Annotated in this window: 16 protein-coding genes; 10 read left to right on the top strand and 6 right to left on the bottom strand. The window is 45.3% G+C overall.

Annotated elements, in window-relative coordinates:
- Window positions 1-131 precede the first annotated feature (131 nt).
- From M3N64_RS07080 to M3N64_RS07090, 3 genes are all read right to left on the bottom strand, one after another.
- Window positions 132-845: an EcsC family protein gene (locus M3N64_RS07080; RefSeq protein ID WP_249100235.1), complete on the bottom strand. Its 714-nt coding sequence runs from the start codon at window positions 843-845 to the stop codon at window positions 132-134.
- 87 nt (window positions 846-932) lie between these two features.
- The gene (locus M3N64_RS07085; RefSeq protein WP_249100237.1) at window positions 933-1,613 is read right to left on the bottom strand and encodes a DUF1129 family protein; all 681 of its coding nucleotides are present in this window, start codon (window positions 1,611-1,613) and stop codon (window positions 933-935) included.
- Window positions 1,576-1,941 carry a PadR family transcriptional regulator gene (locus M3N64_RS07090; protein ID WP_249100240.1) on the bottom strand — a complete coding sequence of 122 codons (366 nt, stop codon included), beginning with the start codon at window positions 1,939-1,941 and terminating at the stop codon, window positions 1,576-1,578. Before M3N64_RS07090 ends, M3N64_RS07085 begins: the two co-directional genes overlap by 38 nt.
- Before the next feature lie 363 nt (window positions 1,942-2,304).
- Between M3N64_RS07090 and M3N64_RS07095 the strand changes: the two genes are divergently transcribed.
- The gene (locus tag M3N64_RS07095; protein WP_249100243.1) at window positions 2,305-2,745 is read left to right on the top strand and encodes a hypothetical protein; all 441 of its coding nucleotides are present in this window, start codon (window positions 2,305-2,307) and stop codon (window positions 2,743-2,745) included.
- A gap of 77 nt (window positions 2,746-2,822) precedes the next feature.
- Window positions 2,823-3,842, top strand: a complete 1,020-nt coding sequence (locus tag M3N64_RS07100; protein ID WP_249100245.1) for a hypothetical protein — start codon at window positions 2,823-2,825, stop codon at window positions 3,840-3,842.
- A gap of 192 nt (window positions 3,843-4,034) precedes the next feature.
- Here the strand turns inward: M3N64_RS07100 and M3N64_RS07105 are convergent, their stop codons facing one another.
- The gene (locus M3N64_RS07105; RefSeq protein ID WP_249100247.1) at window positions 4,035-4,406 is read right to left on the bottom strand and encodes a ParB N-terminal domain-containing protein; all 372 of its coding nucleotides are present in this window, start codon (window positions 4,404-4,406) and stop codon (window positions 4,035-4,037) included.
- Window positions 4,407-4,587: 181 nt separating this feature from the next.
- On the opposite strand from M3N64_RS07105, the gene M3N64_RS07110 reads away from it, so the two are divergent.
- The 3 genes from M3N64_RS07110 to M3N64_RS07120 all read left to right on the top strand — a co-directional run bounded on the left by M3N64_RS07110 (window position 4,588) and on the right by M3N64_RS07120 (window position 7,680).
- Complete coding sequence (locus M3N64_RS07110; protein ID WP_249100250.1) at window positions 4,588-5,079, top strand: YbaK/EbsC family protein; 492 nt, start codon at window positions 4,588-4,590, stop codon at window positions 5,077-5,079.
- 265 nt (window positions 5,080-5,344) lie between these two features.
- Entirely contained in the window at window positions 5,345-6,136 is a 792-nt protein-coding gene (locus M3N64_RS07115; protein WP_249100253.1) for a DUF4097 family beta strand repeat-containing protein, read from the top strand.
- A 137-nt stretch (window positions 6,137-6,273) separates the two neighbouring features.
- Window positions 6,274-7,680 (top strand): DHA2 family efflux MFS transporter permease subunit, encoded by a 1,407-nt coding sequence (locus tag M3N64_RS07120; RefSeq protein WP_249100256.1) that lies wholly within the window; start codon window positions 6,274-6,276, stop codon window positions 7,678-7,680.
- 206 nt (window positions 7,681-7,886) lie between these two features.
- Here M3N64_RS07120 and M3N64_RS07125 read toward each other — a convergent pair whose 3' ends face one another.
- On the bottom strand, window positions 7,887-8,039 hold the full coding sequence (locus M3N64_RS07125; protein WP_249100259.1) for a DUF5670 family protein: 153 nt from the start codon (window positions 8,037-8,039) through the stop codon (window positions 7,887-7,889).
- Window positions 8,040-8,402: 363 nt separating this feature from the next.
- Here M3N64_RS07125 and M3N64_RS07130 point away from each other — a divergent pair, with 363 nt between their 5' ends.
- On the top strand, window positions 8,403-9,260 hold the full coding sequence (locus M3N64_RS07130) for a Cof-type HAD-IIB family hydrolase (protein WP_249100262.1): 858 nt from the start codon (window positions 8,403-8,405) through the stop codon (window positions 9,258-9,260).
- 749 nt (window positions 9,261-10,009) lie between these two features.
- The gene (gene nrdD, locus M3N64_RS07135) at window positions 10,010-11,875 is read left to right on the top strand and encodes an anaerobic ribonucleoside-triphosphate reductase (protein ID WP_249100265.1); all 1,866 of its coding nucleotides are present in this window, start codon (window positions 10,010-10,012) and stop codon (window positions 11,873-11,875) included.
- Between the two features lie 296 nt (window positions 11,876-12,171).
- On the opposite strand, the gene rnhA is transcribed toward nrdD, so the two are convergent.
- Window positions 12,172-12,630, bottom strand: coding sequence for a ribonuclease HI (gene rnhA / locus M3N64_RS07140; protein WP_249100268.1), 459 nt, complete (start codon window positions 12,628-12,630; stop codon window positions 12,172-12,174).
- 238 nt (window positions 12,631-12,868) lie between these two features.
- Between rnhA and M3N64_RS07145 the strand changes: the two genes are divergently transcribed.
- The 3 genes from M3N64_RS07145 to M3N64_RS07155 all read left to right on the top strand — a co-directional run.
- A complete protein-coding gene (locus tag M3N64_RS07145) occupies window positions 12,869-13,789 on the top strand; it encodes a ketopantoate reductase family protein (protein WP_249100271.1) in 921 nt (306 codons plus the stop codon).
- Between the two features lie 46 nt (window positions 13,790-13,835).
- Complete coding sequence (locus tag M3N64_RS07150) at window positions 13,836-14,657, top strand: C39 family peptidase (RefSeq protein WP_249100273.1); 822 nt, start codon at window positions 13,836-13,838, stop codon at window positions 14,655-14,657.
- 776 nt (window positions 14,658-15,433) lie between these two features.
- Window positions 15,434-16,083: SH3 domain-containing protein (locus M3N64_RS07155; RefSeq protein ID WP_249100276.1), on the top strand; the 650-nt coding region annotated here is incomplete at its 3' end.

Genomic DNA, 16,083 nt, shown 5'->3' on the forward strand with positions numbered 1-16,083 from the left:
AGAAGTCCTTTCCGTTTATTTTCTAATACTAATAAGTATAAGAAAGTTTAAAATCAGCGGATTATAGTATAAGCGAAGGCGGCGACTTCACCCGTGTCAAAGGCTTGGCGAAGCCAGGTTTTCTAATAGATTCAGCTTTTATTCAGAAGTCGGAGACGGTAGCAGTTTTTGGCTGTCTCACCAAGACGGTCAAGCAGGTTATAGTTGACCACTGCCCCGACGGCTGCACCAATTCCGGGCATCAGCTGCAGCATTTTCGCAAAATCAAGGTAGTCGCGGTATTCCTGCTGAAATTCCCGCCAGTCCATATCCAGAAATGCCTGCTTGCGGTCCTGCCAGTTCTCAATGATCGAAAACGTTTCCCGGCGTACACCGTCACTCGAAAAGGCAAGTTTGAAAACTTGAAGAATAAAGATTCGTTCTTCATATTGCTTAGTGTCAAAACCATAGATAGATGCTGCGTCAAACAGAAACTTCATTTTAATCGACAGCAGGAGCGGAAAATCGGCGAGACCAAGTAAAAGGCCACCGGCGCCTGTACCCGCGCCTTCTACAACTGCTGTTTTTCGATAGGCCGCTAGTTTTTCCGATACAAGCCGATCTTTTTCTTCCAGGGTGAGTCCGGTACTTTGATTTTTTTTCGTGATCAGATGCGACCCGGTCAGTGTTGCCTGAACCATTCCCTTAATTGCCGAGGCAATAGCCTGCTGCACTTTGTCCGGAATATATCCGTTGTTTTTTGTCTGAACATTTTTGGACATCCGATTCAGCAAACCTGAGGGTTTCAGCATTTTTCGCTTCCAGGCAGCTATTTCGTCATATGCATGCATTTCATAAGTATTCATCGGCATCCTCCCTCCTTCATGTACGAACAAGCATCCTTGCATGTTTCATGGATTAGGTTTAGCTTTAGCAGTCAATTGATGCATCCGTCAGGAGCATTTAAATTTTTTATTTGCCCATAGGCCGGCCAGCCATAAAAATGCGCCGCTGACCAGTGACGGCAGCCAGCCGAACGAAAAGGAAGGACCGAGAGCGGGGAGAAAATGCATCAGTGTAAATCCAAGCCCGATACCTGCCGCAACAATGATGCCTGCTGCTATCATTTGTTTCAGAAATGTTTTCTTTTTCTTGAAAAGTGACTGCTCAAGTATGCGGAAAATAAACCAGACCATCAAAAGCGCGTAAATGAGCCAGTAAATGATCACAATTAAAGCAGCTGCCGGATGCACCATATCATTTACTGCCATAAAATAACCAAGAATCAGCAGGATGACTCCCCGCGTGATCAGAAACCACGCAATAAAGTTGGCAGCCAAAAACCCAAAAAAAGGCAGCCTGCTGATCAGATTTTCCTTTGGCAGCTCACAGATTAATTCATCCGCATAACCTCTTGGGTCGTCACCAAAAATGTCGGCAGCAGTTTTTCCAGATTGCTGTCCGTCAATCAGGTGATCAAGCAACTCCATTAAGATTTCTTCACTTTCCCGTTCAGATGCTTTTGATTTAAGCCGGATATAAACGAGCATGTCATCATAATATTTTTTATTTTCTTTGTTCAGCAGCTTGCGTTTTTCATTGTTTTCCAGGATGAGTTGTTTGGAGCTGATCATTTTTGCCTCTCCTTTGCATTAATTTTGTTACCGGACCGGCGATATGTGACCATTCCAGAGCCAATTCATTCAGCGCCGTGCGCCCGTCGTCAGTCAGCAGATAATATTTACGGTTCGGTCCCGCTTCCGAGGGACGCATCTCGCCACGGATATAGCCGTTTTTCTGCAGCCGCAGCAGGACCGGGTAGACGGTTCCTTCGCTGATGTCATTTAATCCCGCCTGTTGAAGTTTCTGTGACAATTCATAGCCATACACAGATTCACGTTCGATGATTGACAGCACACAGCCGTCCAGTACCCCTTTCAGAAGTTGACTGCGAACAGACATCGGATAATCCCATCCTTATTTCAGTATATTGCAAAACAAGATACCAAGTGAAAAATTATACTACCTGGCAATGCAAAATAGCTGACTTGAGTATATCGAGCTGGAAAAATTCTGTCAAGAGAAAAAGAAATGGGCAGACTACATGTCCAGGATATGCAGTGATAAATGAATGAGCGGTAAACCCAGGGCGAAATTTTAAGGTGACTCAATGTCAAACCGTTAATGTGAGGGGACACCAGGATGTATGTGGCACAGTCACAGCTCGTGCCAAAGTAAAATGAATGCCTTAAGTAGGCCTGTGCCCATTCCGATGAAAAAGCCCGGCATATAGTATTACAAACAAGATAGGCAGGTGTTCAGAATATGTATTACGATCAGAACGGATATGATGATCCATATGATCAATCTTATGAAGATTATGTTCCGTATGCGGATGAATATGTTTATGATGAACGCGAGCAGCCGCAGCCATTTCTTGTTCCGCCAAATGCGATTCAGCAGGAACTAAACCGCGGCCGGCGCGGTCATTTTTACCAAACCCGGCTTGCCAGTTACAATCAGATGATGCTGATTCAGCTGCTTGGGATCAATCAGAGTACCGGTATGGTTAACATGAATGTGTATTTGCCGCAGCAGCGCCGCTGGGTAAGACACCAGGAGCATTTTACTGATATGTCCGGACTCACGTACCTTGGCCCCAATCCACCGCGCGGGGTTCCGTATCCGCGGCCGCAGCAGCCTCCGCGTCCACCAAGACCATGGTGGTGTTCTCAATTTCCCTGGCATCCGGCGTGCTGGCGATAAAAGAGATGGCTCCTGAATGTCCGGAGCCATCTCTTTTTATTTAATTTGATATACTGGAAAGGACAGGAGGGATACACATGACCCTGGTACTTATTTTTCTTTGCCTATTCTACTTTTGGTGCGTCTTTGGAGACATTTTGCTAAGTAATAAAGACAGACAATTCAACAAGAAATTAGCATGGCGTCGCAATCACAATAAACAACGCGTGCGATTATACATAGAAAATAGCATTGGCGGTGTGTTTTGGCTGTCATCCTTCTCCCTTTCATTCGCTTTGGGGCATCCGTGGCTTACGATCAGTATCCTGATTCTGATCACAATCCAAATTGTAATGACATTCAGGTTTTCTAAATGGGCAGCAGATCAGAGCCTGGCATGGAATAACTATTTGGCGAAAACGCAGCGGCTTATAAAAGTGAAGCAAGCGGTGGCGCTCGTGTTGCTGCTGCTGATTATTCCTGTTTTTTATTGGTCGTTTATGGAGACGACGATGATCGACCAACTGCTTGCAGAACGCGATCAGCTTGGTGATTTTCCGATTCCTGGCTACATAATCATGTGGTTATTGAGTTGTGCCTGTTTCTTATCTTTGCTGGTGCTGCTTTCAATGAAAGCAACTCGCGCTTTAGGTAACAAAGAAGAAGTGCATGCGCTCATTCAATGGTCTGCGCATACGGGAACTGAGATGCGGGTGAACGAAAGCAGTAAACATAAATTGCTGTTGATGATCAAAGAAGCCGAAAAACTGCTTCATGTCCCTGAAAAAGAGAGTATTTTAAAAAAAGGAAAAAAGATTTTGATCACAAAGTTGCTTATCGGTGGTTCGATGCTGTTATTGGGAGTGGTCGGGATTGCAGCTATTCCGGATGCTTTGGGAATGTCGGTCACTTTTTTCGACCTGGCGCTTCTCTTTCTGCCAATTATTTGTATCGTGCAGAAGTGGGAGTATCGTTTTGCAGATCAAACGCGTCAAGAATTGTGGTTGCATCTAGTGAAACAGCAGGGGCCTGCATATGGAGACCGTCCGTCTCTTGATGGCCCGCACTGGCAGTATGAATTCGCCGACTGGGTACGGAAGCAAGTGGAAACAGGTTGAGGGTACTATGTATGCTGCCCGTGTTTTGATAGCCATGACATTTAAAAATTTTAAACTGGATAACGATAACGGTAACACGTGATGCAGTTAATCCTTCCATATGGGTCTGACATTTTTACAGCGGCGGTGCAAAAATGAGCTGGAAAAAAGGGCGGCTCATCGTCAACAGACTTTTGAGTCCCCCTTTACCTGTCATATTTCTTTGTAAATCTCAACTTCTTTAATTTCCGGCAACATGCTGTATGCGGTCAGTCTGTGCTGACCGTCATAGAGACTTAGATCTTTGGTCACAATCATAGGCGGCAGCTTTCCGCCTTCGTGTATATAATCAATCATTTGCTTAATATTGTCGGTATGATAGTCGTCGTAGTTTTCCGGATGATTGGCCCATTCTTTATAGGTCAGCAGATTTTTCCCGTTGCTGCTGAATGAGCAGGGCACATTGTAGAGCTGCTCCTTATCAATCGTAGTCAGCATAAAACGGTGTTCATCGGTACCGAACGCGTCGTTTACCAGATCGTTGTACCGGCTGCAAATGTCTTTACCAGTCAGAATTTCTGCCATGCGCTATCCCTTCTCTGTGAATTTTCCAGGCATTCGAAGATCGAGACAAAACGAATGCGGCAATAAATTAAATGTATAATAGATAACAAGATTTTGCAAAATGAATTTCATGGCGCTGTTCATTGACAGCTGCCTTATTTTTGCTAAACTGTACGGTAACACAATGAACGGAGGCGTCTGTATGTCTGTAGAAAAGGTGAAAGCTTATTTTCGGTCTGCTGGCCGTGAAAATGATGTGATTGAACTGGAGCTGTCAAGCGCAACGGTTGCGCTGGCGGCGGAGCATTTGCATGTGGCTCCCGAACGGATCGCCAAAACGCTTGCTTTTCGGGGCGAAAATAAAGAAGGCGCGATGCTGGTTGTTATGGCGGGGGATGCGCGGATTGATAACAAGAAATTCCGTCATGAATTCGGTTTTAAAGCCCACATGCTCTCACCTGAAGAGACGCTGGAGCTTGTCGGCCATGAAATCGGCGGTGTCTGCCCGTTTGCTTTGAATCAGGACTGGCCGGTTTTTATGGACGCTTCACTGAAACGCTTCGATACTGTATTTCCGGCATGTGGCAGTACCAACTCGGCAATTGAACTGACCATTGATGATCTGTACGAGCTGGGGCATGGAAAGTCGTGGGTAGATGTCTGCAAAGGCTGGCAGGATGAGACGGAAGCATAGTAAATATACGAACTAAAACTCAAGGCTTAGATAAGGATAGAGCGCCGGCCGGTTACTTAACCGCCGGTTTTTTTTGTACTATAAGGAAGTGAATAAAGGAAGTAAATAAATTTTAAGGGAAATAGTATAAGTGCGACGGCGGCTTCGCCCGTGTCAAAGGCCTGGCAAAGCCAAAACGTGGCTATGCATTGGAGAGGCAAATGAATGACTGTTTTTGGGCGTACAATCGTTTGCGCCTGATGAATAAAAATAGGGGGATGATTTTATGAAACGTTTTTTAATCGTACTGGCGATTGTTGTCGCCGCATATGTTATTTTTTTTAATCCGTTCCGTTCGCCGAGTCTGTGGTTCGGTCAGCAGAGGACTTCCGAAACCGTGACGGAACAGGTGGAAAATGTTGAAATCAACGTTGGCAGTATAAAAACGGAGGTTGTGCTTGACAGCGGGAATCGAGTGAAAGCGGAACTGAGAGGCAGGGGGAGCGTCAGTGTACGCCGCACCGGTGAATCTATAAATGTGCAGACACATCCATCGCCATTTTCATGGCAATGGTGGAATCATTCGAAGCTGATCATTACCCTTCCTCGTTCTTATGCAGATAAACTTCAATTGACTGTCGGTTCCGGAATGCTGACTTTTAATCATGATTCATCCGCAATCAATTACAGAACTTTGCAGGTTAATGTCTCGTCCGGATCCGTTCAGTTAAATAAAGTGTCTTCAGATCGTGCACAGTTAAAAGTACATTCGGGCAGCCTTAATATGGACCATTTTTCTGGTGCATTCACTGCGCAGGTACAATCGGGAAAGGCAGAAATAGATCTTGCGAAACTGAAAGGCTCGTCCAGCGTGTCCGTGAATTCGGGATTTGCCCATGTGAATCTGCCTGATCACGCTGATTTTCATTTAAAGGGAAAATCAAACAGTGGCTTGATTCGCTGCACGCTGCCTCTTAAAGAAAAAGTGTCCGGAAACGGTGTGCTCAATGGAGTGCGCGGTTCAGGCAAATATCCAATTGATGCAACGGTCAACAGCGGTTTGCTGCGCATTGAGTAATCCACCATCATCCTAAACTTTTTTCTTACATGAAAAAAAAGTTCATGATAAGATAGAAATGTTGCCCAATGCTGATGATCGTCTGCAACATAATCGGCATTGCCCATATGAACTTTTATTAAGAAAGAAGTGGTGGAATGAGTGTAGGGGTGCAGCAGCGAATCCAGGTACATGATAATTTAAAAGTGATCCCCATTATGATCGTATTGATCTCTGGTGGCTTTGTGACGATTTTAAATCAGACGCTGCTCGTTACGGCGCTGCCAAGCATTATGCATGACCTGCATCTGACTTCTGTTATGGTGCAGTGGCTGCAAACCGTATTTCTGCTTGTCAACGGGATTATGATACCAATTACAGCTTTCCTGGAGGGAAGGTTTACGACGCGAAGTCTGTTTTTGTTCGCTATGGGATCATTCGCTCTTGGCACACTAGTGTGCATGATCACGGATCAGTTCGTTTTCTTGATCATCGGCCGCGTTATTCAGGCAGTGGGTGCCGGCATCATGATGCCGCTCATGCAGGCGGTCATGTTTATTATCTTTCCGGTGGAAAAACGTGGTCAGGTCATGGGCATTTTCGGTCTTGTGATCGGATTCGCTCCGGCAATCGGTCCGACATTATCCGGTTGGCTGATTAACCATTATTCATGGCGGATACTTTTTGATGTCGTTCTGCCGATTGCTGTGCTGGATTTCATTCTTGCTTTTTTCATTTTGAAAAACGTGACCAAGCGCACTTATCCGAAGCTGGATGTATTCTCAATTATTTTATCGACAATCGGATTTGGCGGACTGCTGTATGGATCGAGCGTTGCAGGCAGTCTCGGATGGGGAAATCCGGAAGTCCTGCTGACGTTGGCTGTTGGTGCGGCGGCACTGGCCTTATTTATCATTCGTCAGCTCAGACTTGATCAGCCTATTCTGGAATTCAAGGTGTTCCAGTACCCTATTTTCACATTGACGACGGCAATCGGTATGCTTTCGTTTGCTGTTTTTATTGCCGGGGCAACCATGCTGCCGATCTACATGCAGACAATGCTTGGCTACTCACCGCTTAAGTCCGGTTTAATGCTGCTGCCAGGAGCGGTGGTCATGGGTGTGATGTCGCCGATTACCGGACGAATCTTCGACAAGATCGGCGCACGTGGCCTGTCGATTACCGGCATCAGCATTCTTCTGGCGATGACGCTGCTGATGAGCCGGCTCAGTGCTTCGACTTCGTTTACTTATCTGGCAACTGTTAATGCGGTGCGGATGATGGGCCTGTCAATGGTGCTGATGCCGACGACAACTGCAGGACTGAATCAGCTTCCGCATCATCTGATCCCGCATGGTACCGCCATGAATAATACGATGCGTCAGGTTGCCGGATCGATCGGAACAGCTCTGCTGTTCACCGTGATGGCGTCGAGTGTGCAGAACCCCCAGAAATATGGTATTGCCGGATTGATTCATGGTGTTGACATCGCATTTCTGACGGCGTCGGTTCTGTGCCTTGGAGCACTGATACTGACTTTTTTTGTAAAAAAACCGAACTACTAATAAAAATCCTCTCCGCAATGAACAATCATGGCAGAGAGAACTTTTATCATTTTGGCAGTATGGCGTGCTACAGCGAAGTCGGTGCATCCTGCGGAATTTCGATCTGTATTAAGGCCTCGTTCTTTCGCTTTTCTTAGGGCTTACATCGAGTTTTTCTGTTATTGTTTTATGCGGTTAATCGAGATGCACTATTTTCACTGATTGTGTTACTTTGATTTTTTAAAGAAAAACTGAACAATGAACAGGACAAGAGCGGCAATGAGCAGCAGTGAGACTAAAGCACCGCCGATCTTGAGCAGAAAAAGCACAAGCCAGATGAGAAAGAGAAAAACAATAAGCGACCAGATCAGGCTGAGCATTTCGATCCCTCCTCTGTATTATTTGTATTATCAGTTTAGACAGCCTGGGATCTGTTTATAAGAAAAATCCGTATCGGATGTGCATTACTTTTGCGAACGTTTAAATACAAGGCTATGGGCATGATCAATGAGAAGCCATGAACGGTAACGGCCCATGCCTCCCCCGCGCATTTTCCTGTCTCTGGAGGTTTGCGGCGCGGCAAGCGAGCAACTGAAGTGCTGATTCCGTAAAGACACGAACCCATCATACTAACTTCTTGTTACCCGTATCCGAATATGATCAAACATTAGCATAAAATCAGGTGCGTTGCACGCCTAGAAAAGATAGAATGAAAAGAAGATTAGTGTGGAGGCGAATCGGATTTGAATATACAGACAATTTTGCTGGATTTGGATGGTACGACACTGACACCGGATAATCAGGTTGCACCGGAACTGAATCAGTACCTGAAGAAATTGCGAGCGGCCGGAAAACATATATTTGTCGTTACGGGGCGGGCGGAAGTCGATGCATGGGATGTACTGCCGGACGATTTTCCGGCAGAAGGCATGGTCGCTTCCAATGGAATGACTATTTTTGCTGGGGAAAGGAAAATTTTTCAGAGTGTACTTCCAGAAGCACTTGTCAGGCGACTGATCGACTGGTCAGAAAAGCAGAAAATGTATTATCAGCTTCATCCAATCGGCGGAAAAAGAGCCATACTGACTCGGGACAGAGATTACGTCATGGATCAGATTCACAAAGAAAAACCGGCTTCGGTTTCGATTAATGAGTGGCGGATGCGAAGACAGGCAGTTCTGAAAGACATGCTTTGGAAGAATACACTTTCTGAAGAAGAAATCAGGCAGATCGTCAAAATGTATTTTTTTAGCGAAAATGTGGCAACCATGAATGCATGGAAGGACGCGCTCGGTGAATTGCAGAACGAGTTTTCTTTTGATTTCTTTTCCTCCTCGCACAACAATGTCGAATTAGTCGGAAAAAGCATATCAAAAGCAAGTGGTATCCGCAGATTGCTTGCTCATTATAAATTGTCGCCGGACGAAGCTCTTGCAGTCGGTGACGGCGAGAATGATCTGCCAATGTTTCGCATTGCCGGATATTCCGCCGCAATGAAGAATGCGCCAGAACATGTAAAGGCCGAAGCAAAGTGGGTTACCGCTGCTTCTTATGAGGAAAACGGACTTTATCAGTTTCTCAGACATATTTTTCAAATTTAAAGAAGAGATACAGAATGACGATTGCGAAATCGTCATTTTTTGTACTATAAGAAAGTATATCATTTTGACCCATATGAAAACCAATAAACCAGTGTCTTATCGAGAATCAAAGCAAAGGTGCGCTGGCGCCCGCGGAGGCTTCCGGATCGCCCGCGGCAAGCGAGCAACTGAAGCCCTGATGCCAACAAAATAAATAGATCAACGACTCTGGTCGAAAACTGTGAAAGCGCGCGCTGACCGGTAAATCATGCTGCATGGTCGGTAAATCGCAGTCAAACGGCATCCTGTGAAAGTAAGGACCGGGCGCTTTTTGCCCGGTTTTTCTAATACCCATAAGAAAATTTAAAATTCAGCGGATTATAGTATGAGTGCCGGGCTTTCTGCCAGGATCAGGAAGGTTGCCTGCAGTAACCAGCAAAACAATCACGAAAAATCGTATCAAAACTCATCAGAAGTAGTAGTAAAGTCGTGGAAAGGCATAACAATTTGCGGAATTGTAATAAAGATTCTCAAGCCTGTAACGAAATTCCGAACACGCAACGAAATCGCCTCACAGTTCGGTTCAACTTTCTCAACGCTGATCAGTGTTCAAACAATTATCATAAATATCAAATTTGCCCGTTTTTTCGCATTATAGCTTTGAAAAACATCTTCATCCCCTAATAAACTATATATTGTGCTGATTATACGGTTGTAACCACAATATATTGTTTTATAATGGACTTAGGGTAGTTGTGGAGGGACGGCAAATGATTAAAGAACCAATAGACGAAGAAAAAACATTGGACGACAAAATTCGTGACTTAATCAACATGGATGAATATGTCGCGAACGAAAACGCAAACAAAGATGAAAAAGTATTCAACACACAGCGTGATTTGCTGGCTGGTGTGACAGCAAGAGACTTTGCTCTGCGTCACATTTTGCCGGAGGAATTCGCTGATGCGCATAAGGAGGGGCTGATCCATTTTCACGATCTGGACTATTCTCCGTTCTTCTCGATGTATAATTGCATGCTGATCGATTTTAAAGGCATGCTGAAAAATGGTTTTTCTATCGGCAATGCGGATGTGGAACAGCCAAGGTCGATCAAAACAGCGACCGCTCTGGTTGCTCAGATTGTCGCCAATGTGTCGTCAAATATATATGGAGGCACTTCCTTTAACCGAGCGGATGAGGTATTGGAACCCTATGCCCGAATCAGTTTTGAAAAATATGTGCGGACTGCGAAACAGTGGATTTCAGATCCGGCGGAGCAGAAAAAGTATGCTTACGCAATGACCGGGAAAGAAATATATGATTCGATGCAGTCACTTGAATACGAGATCAATACGTTGTTCTCAAGCAATGGGCAGACGCCGTTTTTCACCTTGAACTTCGGTCTTGGCTGTTCATGGTTTGCGCGTGAAATACAGAAAGCAATTCTGAAAGTGCGCATACTTGGGCTTGGACGTGATCACAAGACAGCCGTCTTCCCGAAGCTGGTCTTTACGATCAGGCGCGGGGTGAATCTAGATAAAGGCGATCCGAACTATGATATCAAAAAACTTGCGATTGAATGCGCAACGAAACGGATGTATCCGGATATCCTGAACTATGATCGGATTGTTGAAGTAACCGGAGATTTTAAAGCTCCGATGGGTTGCCGTTCATTCCTCCCCTCTTATCAGGAACACGGTCAATTCATTACTGACGGTCGCAATAATATGGGTGTGGTGACTTTGAATATCCCACGCATTGCGATCGAATCAAGCGGTGACAGAACCGCATTCTGGAGCCTGCTTAAAGAACGTCTTGATCTTGTCTGCCGCGCCCTTCTTTTTCGTATTCATACACTTGATAAAGTCCAGGCAAAAAATGCGCCGATTCTCTACCAATACGGTGCGACCGGCAAACGGCTGAAGGCTGATGCGTATGTTCGTGATCTCTTTAAAAACGGACGAGCGACCGTGTCAATGGGATATATCGGTCTCTACGAAGCAGCAACCGTCTTTTATGGGCCGGAATGGGAAAAGAATGGAGAAGCCAGAGCGTTCACACTCGATATTGTGAAGCGGTTTAAAGAAGTGTCCCTTGAATGGCGCAAAAAAACAGGCTATGCGTTCAGCGTTTACGCAACACCATCAGAAAGTCTGACTGATCGATTCTGCCGGCTGGATCAGCAGCATTTCGGCAGTATTAAAAATATTACCGATAAGGGCTATTATACAAACAGCTTTCACTACGATGTACGCAAGAAAATCAATCCTTTTGAAAAAATCGATTTTGAGAAAGACTATGAAAAGTATTCAGCGGGCGGCTTCATTCACTACTGCGAGTTTCCTTCTCTGGTGAACAATCCCGAGGGGCTGGAGACGGTGTGGGATTATACTTATGACCGTATCGGCTACTTTGGTACAAACACACCGATTGATAAGTGCTATGAATGCGGTTATGAAGGCGAATTCGAATCAACTGATGAGGGATTTAAATGCCCAGGCTGTGGCAATCATAACCCGGAGACAACCTCCTGCATTCGGCGTTTATGTGGGTATCTCGGTTCCGTTATCCAGAGAAAGCCGATTAAAGGACGACTCAAGGAAATCAACAGCCGAAAGAAGCAGCAATACGGATGAAAAGCAGACAATTGCTGATAAAAGAGGAATGAAAGTAATGGATCTTGAACGCTGCCGATGATAGGCAATATGACCTTTTAAATGGAGACAAAATCAGGCCTCCCTGTTAGCTGGAAGTGGCATCGGAGCACATTCTGATGCCTTTTTGTACTATAAGAAAATTTAAAATTCGGCGGAAGTGTGGCGGCGGCTTCGCCCGTGTCAAAGGCTTGGCGAAGCCAGGTTTTCTAAGATTCGTTACGGCGTTCCAGGGAATCATTACCTTTTTCATGAGGCAGACCGGTCTCCATGATCTGTTACCCGCCCTTCTCGATCTCGTCCATGGCCAGATTGGCTAATTGGTCCGCTCGTTCGTTAAATGCAATGCCGTAGTGTCCCTTGACCTTATTAAAGGTAATTTTATCCTGTGCCTGAGCGAGTTCATTCAGACGCATCCATAATGCTTTGTTTTTTACCGGTTTTCCTCCGGCAGCTTTCCAACCTTTTTTGATCCAGCCGTGAATCCAACTGTTCATGCCGTTAACCACATAGGCACTGTCAATATAAAAAGAGACGGGTATTTGACGCGATTTCAATGCTTCCAGTGCGCGGATGGCGGCGGTCAGTTCCATCACATTATTCGTCGTATCGCGCATACCACCGCGCAGTTCTTTGACGTGATCGCCATATTTTAAAACGGCACCCCATCCGCCGATGTTGTGTTCACTCTGGTTCCCGCGACATCCGCCATCGCAATAAATGATGATTTCTTTCAATCGGGCTCACCTTTTCTTCAGGTTTTCTGTTTCATTTAACTAACATTCGCCGCTTGTCATCCCAAATCCTTGCGGTAACCGCTCAATCAGTATACCAGAACGAACGTGCCAATTTCTCGCTCATTGTGTGGAAAATAACCGTTGTAAGAAAAAATACTGTAAAATAAAAGGCACGAACAGATAAAATGCAGACTGCAGCAGAAGAGAAGATACTGAGACAGGAATGGGGCGTGTTGGTTTGAAAATCGCAGTGTTGGGTGCAGGAGCAATCGGGTGCTACTATGGAGGGGTTCTGGCAAAGCAGCAGGCAGATGTGACGTTTATTGCCAAAGGACGGACGCTGGAGCGGCTGCGTGATCATGAATTGGTGATTAAGAGTATTCACGGCGATCTTTCGCTGCCGATAAACGTCAGTGACGCAGAGCACCTGGAAAAGGACCACTCCTATGATTTTGTATTGCTGGCCATTAAATCGACAGCACTTGAGGCAGCCATTCCCGAACTGAAGCTGCTTATGGGGCAAACAACAAAGGTTGTCTGTCTGCTTAACGGAATCGGCAATGAAGAGCGTCTTGCTGAAGTTTTCGGACCAGAGCGCGTGGTCGGCGGTTCCGCTTTTATTTCGATCATTCGTGAAGCCCCCGGCGTTGTGAACCATGTTGGTGACGGACGTCTGGAAATTGGCGAATGGATGGAAGGGACCGGAACGGATGAAGGCCTTATCAGACTTCAAAAAGTATTTGACGCGGCAGGAGTAAAGGTTCATATTTCCGAGCATATCAGGCAGATCAAATGGGAAAAATTACTTTGGAACATTACGTACAATCCGCTGACTGCACTGACACGGACGCGTGTTGGTGAAGCCGTGAATGATCCGGATCTTAAGCATCTGCTTATGCAGATCAGCAAGGAATTTTTGACACTGGCTGAACATGCAGGTATTGAAATACGGGAACCCTATGTGCTCCACCTTCTTGAGCCAGATGATAAGATTCAAAATCATAAAACATCGATGCTTCAGGATCTTGAGAATGGGCGGCCTATGGAAATTGACGCGATTCTTGGTTTTGTGATCCAAACAGCGGCCAGGCTCAATACCTCGGTACCGACGATAAATACGATCTATCATTTGCTTCGATTCACAGAGCACAGGCGGTGAATTAATCAGACAATAAAGATGTGTTTTGTTTAAGAGGAGCCTTTTCATGCGCATTTGGAAAGCAATAATGGCGGCGTTGATGGTTTTTATCATTGCCGGCTGTACGCTGTTTCTGATCACTGAAATGAAAGACAGCAGTACTGATCAGCGTGCAGTGGTGGAAGAACAGAAGAAGATAAAGAGCGGGAATGAGGCGGCTGATCAGAGCAGTGCACCTTTGACGGTTCAGAAAAACAGGATAAAAGGAAGGGCACAGCCTGCCGTTTCGGAGAAAAGACTGGATGCGCCCTACGTCAGCCAGAAACCGGAGCTTCCTAATGGTTGCGAGGTCACCAGTCTGACCATGCTGCTGCAGTTTGCCCACGTAAAGGTTGACAAGATGACACTGGCAAGTCAGATTAAGAAAGTGCCGTTTCAATCAGGGAAGTTTAAGGGAAACCCTAATGATGGGTTCGTTGGTAATATGTATCATGGTCGCCGGTCAAATCCGGGCCTTGCGGTTTATCACGGACCTGTGGCCGAACTGGCGGCAAACTATCTCGGCGCTCGTGTTAATGATCTGACTGGAAAACCCTGGTCGGCCGTTGAAAAGCAGCTGATTGCCGGAAAACCGGTCTGGACAATTACAAGCATTAATTTCCGTCCGGTTCCAGACAGTGCCTGGGTTGACTGGAGAACGCGGGAAGGCACGATGCGGATCACCTTCAAGGAACATTCGGTACTTGTGACCGGCTTTGACAAAGAGCATGTTTATTTTAATGATCCGCTGGCAGGCAGACCGGGCAGCAAAGCAAATAAACAACTTTTTATAAAGGCATGGCATCAGTTCGGCAATCAGGCGATTTCTTACACAGATGCAGAAGAATAACAATCACGAGAAAATTTTACTTAAGACTCATTCGTTACAATGATTCTTTATATAAAATGGGTGTTTCACCGTCAGAAGTTATTTTTGACGATGAGGCACCCATTTTTGCAAGATAAGAAACATCCATGACCCGCTTGAGGTGCACCCGCGGCAAGCGAGCAACCACAGCGATGATGCAAATAAAAGATATTAATCAATAAATCATGGTCGAAGAAGGGGCTTTCGCTAAATATAAAAGAGTTTTCAATAACAATAAAGGAACTTTCGCTAAGAATGCCTATGCCCTGCCAGTAACGCGAAATTCATCACGTCCTGTGAAAGCAGGACCGGTCTATGTCAATTTTCTAACAGACCAGGACCAAAATACGTTTGGCCCGTGTCATTTAGGGTATTAAAAAAATAAATATTGTCTTTTTTTAGTGAGGTGTTTTTTAGGAAACGATCATTCATTGGTCTAATTGGTATGAATGAACTTGTTTTTCTCCATTTAACAGCTTCTGTCGCCTCATTTAGTGGGCACGTCAACGATTGAGAACGAAAACGAATCAGAAAACAAGAAACATGAGAAGCGAATCAATAGGATCAGAATGCGCTTTCATTATTTAAAATACTGAAAAATAACTGAGCCCATAATCCTGAGAAAATAAATCGATTTGTGAAACAAATGTAAAATATCCCGCAAAATCAACGCTTTTTCCTAAACATATGTCAGGACTTGCCGATATAATAGTAAAAATAGTGCATATCATTTTTATCATACTCGGGGGTGGCTTATCATGAGCCCAAATCGCAATTATACGCTTATCGGCGCAGTGGCCGCTGCAGCGGCGGTCGCTGCTGTGACCGGAACGCCGACTCAGGCATCTGCCGATTCATTTGTGGCATATCAAGGGAAAGCAAAAGAAAATCTGAATGTTCGAAGCACACCCAGTACTGATCATCCACGTATAGGTATGTTTAAAAAGAATCAGACTTTTGATGTGATTGGCATAGACAAAAAAAGTGAAAAAGGTAACTGGCTAAAGGTTAAATACGAAGGGAAAACAGCCTATGTTGACGGCTATTATGTCGATAAAGTTTCAGCAAGTTCAGGATCGACGCCTAAATTAGTTGTTCAGCCCGTTACCGCGTATCAAGGCAAGACAACGGACGATCTTCATGTGCGACTTTTGCCTTCAAAGCAAGGCACGATACTGACAACGTTGAAGAAAGGGACTGCTGTTACGGTTACTGGAAAAACAACGGATGGCTGGCTTCAAATTAAATACAAAGACGGCTCGGCGTATGTATCTGCAGATTTCGTCGGCACATCCTCAGGAGGCACGGCAACCGTGAAAACGGCAAGTACGACTGCGGCTGTCCAGTATAAAGGAACGACAACGGCGAACCTGAATGTGCGAACGAGCGCATCAACCTCCGGGAAACT

It is taken from the genome of Sporolactobacillus mangiferae (assembly GCF_023336505.1).
Taxonomy (GTDB): domain Bacteria; phylum Bacillota; class Bacilli; order Bacillales; family Sporolactobacillaceae; genus Sporolactobacillus; species Sporolactobacillus mangiferae.

Bases quoted from the DNA above. Each gene is read 5' to 3' on its own strand.
- M3N64_RS07080 (WP_249100235.1), bottom strand. From the start codon at position 845: ATGAATACTTATGAAATGCATGCATATGACGAAATAGCTGCCTGGAAG.
- M3N64_RS07085 (WP_249100237.1), bottom strand. From the start codon at position 1,613: ATGATCAGCTCCAAACAACTCATCCTGGAAAACAATGAAAAACGCAAG.
- M3N64_RS07090 (WP_249100240.1), bottom strand. From the start codon at position 1,941: ATGTCTGTTCGCAGTCAACTTCTGAAAGGGGTACTGGACGGCTGTGTG.
- M3N64_RS07095 (WP_249100243.1), top strand. From the start codon at position 2,305: ATGTATTACGATCAGAACGGATATGATGATCCATATGATCAATCTTAT.
- M3N64_RS07100 (WP_249100245.1), top strand. From the start codon at position 2,823: ATGACCCTGGTACTTATTTTTCTTTGCCTATTCTACTTTTGGTGCGTC.
- M3N64_RS07105 (WP_249100247.1), bottom strand. From the start codon at position 4,406: ATGGCAGAAATTCTGACTGGTAAAGACATTTGCAGCCGGTACAACGAT.
- M3N64_RS07110 (WP_249100250.1), top strand. From the start codon at position 4,588: ATGTCTGTAGAAAAGGTGAAAGCTTATTTTCGGTCTGCTGGCCGTGAA.
- M3N64_RS07115 (WP_249100253.1), top strand. From the start codon at position 5,345: ATGAAACGTTTTTTAATCGTACTGGCGATTGTTGTCGCCGCATATGTT.
- M3N64_RS07120 (WP_249100256.1), top strand. From the start codon at position 6,274: ATGAGTGTAGGGGTGCAGCAGCGAATCCAGGTACATGATAATTTAAAA.
- M3N64_RS07125 (WP_249100259.1), bottom strand. From the start codon at position 8,039: ATGCTCAGCCTGATCTGGTCGCTTATTGTTTTTCTCTTTCTCATCTGG.
- nrdD (WP_249100265.1), top strand. From the start codon at position 10,010: ATGATTAAAGAACCAATAGACGAAGAAAAAACATTGGACGACAAAATT.
- M3N64_RS07150 (WP_249100273.1), top strand. From the start codon at position 13,836: ATGCGCATTTGGAAAGCAATAATGGCGGCGTTGATGGTTTTTATCATT.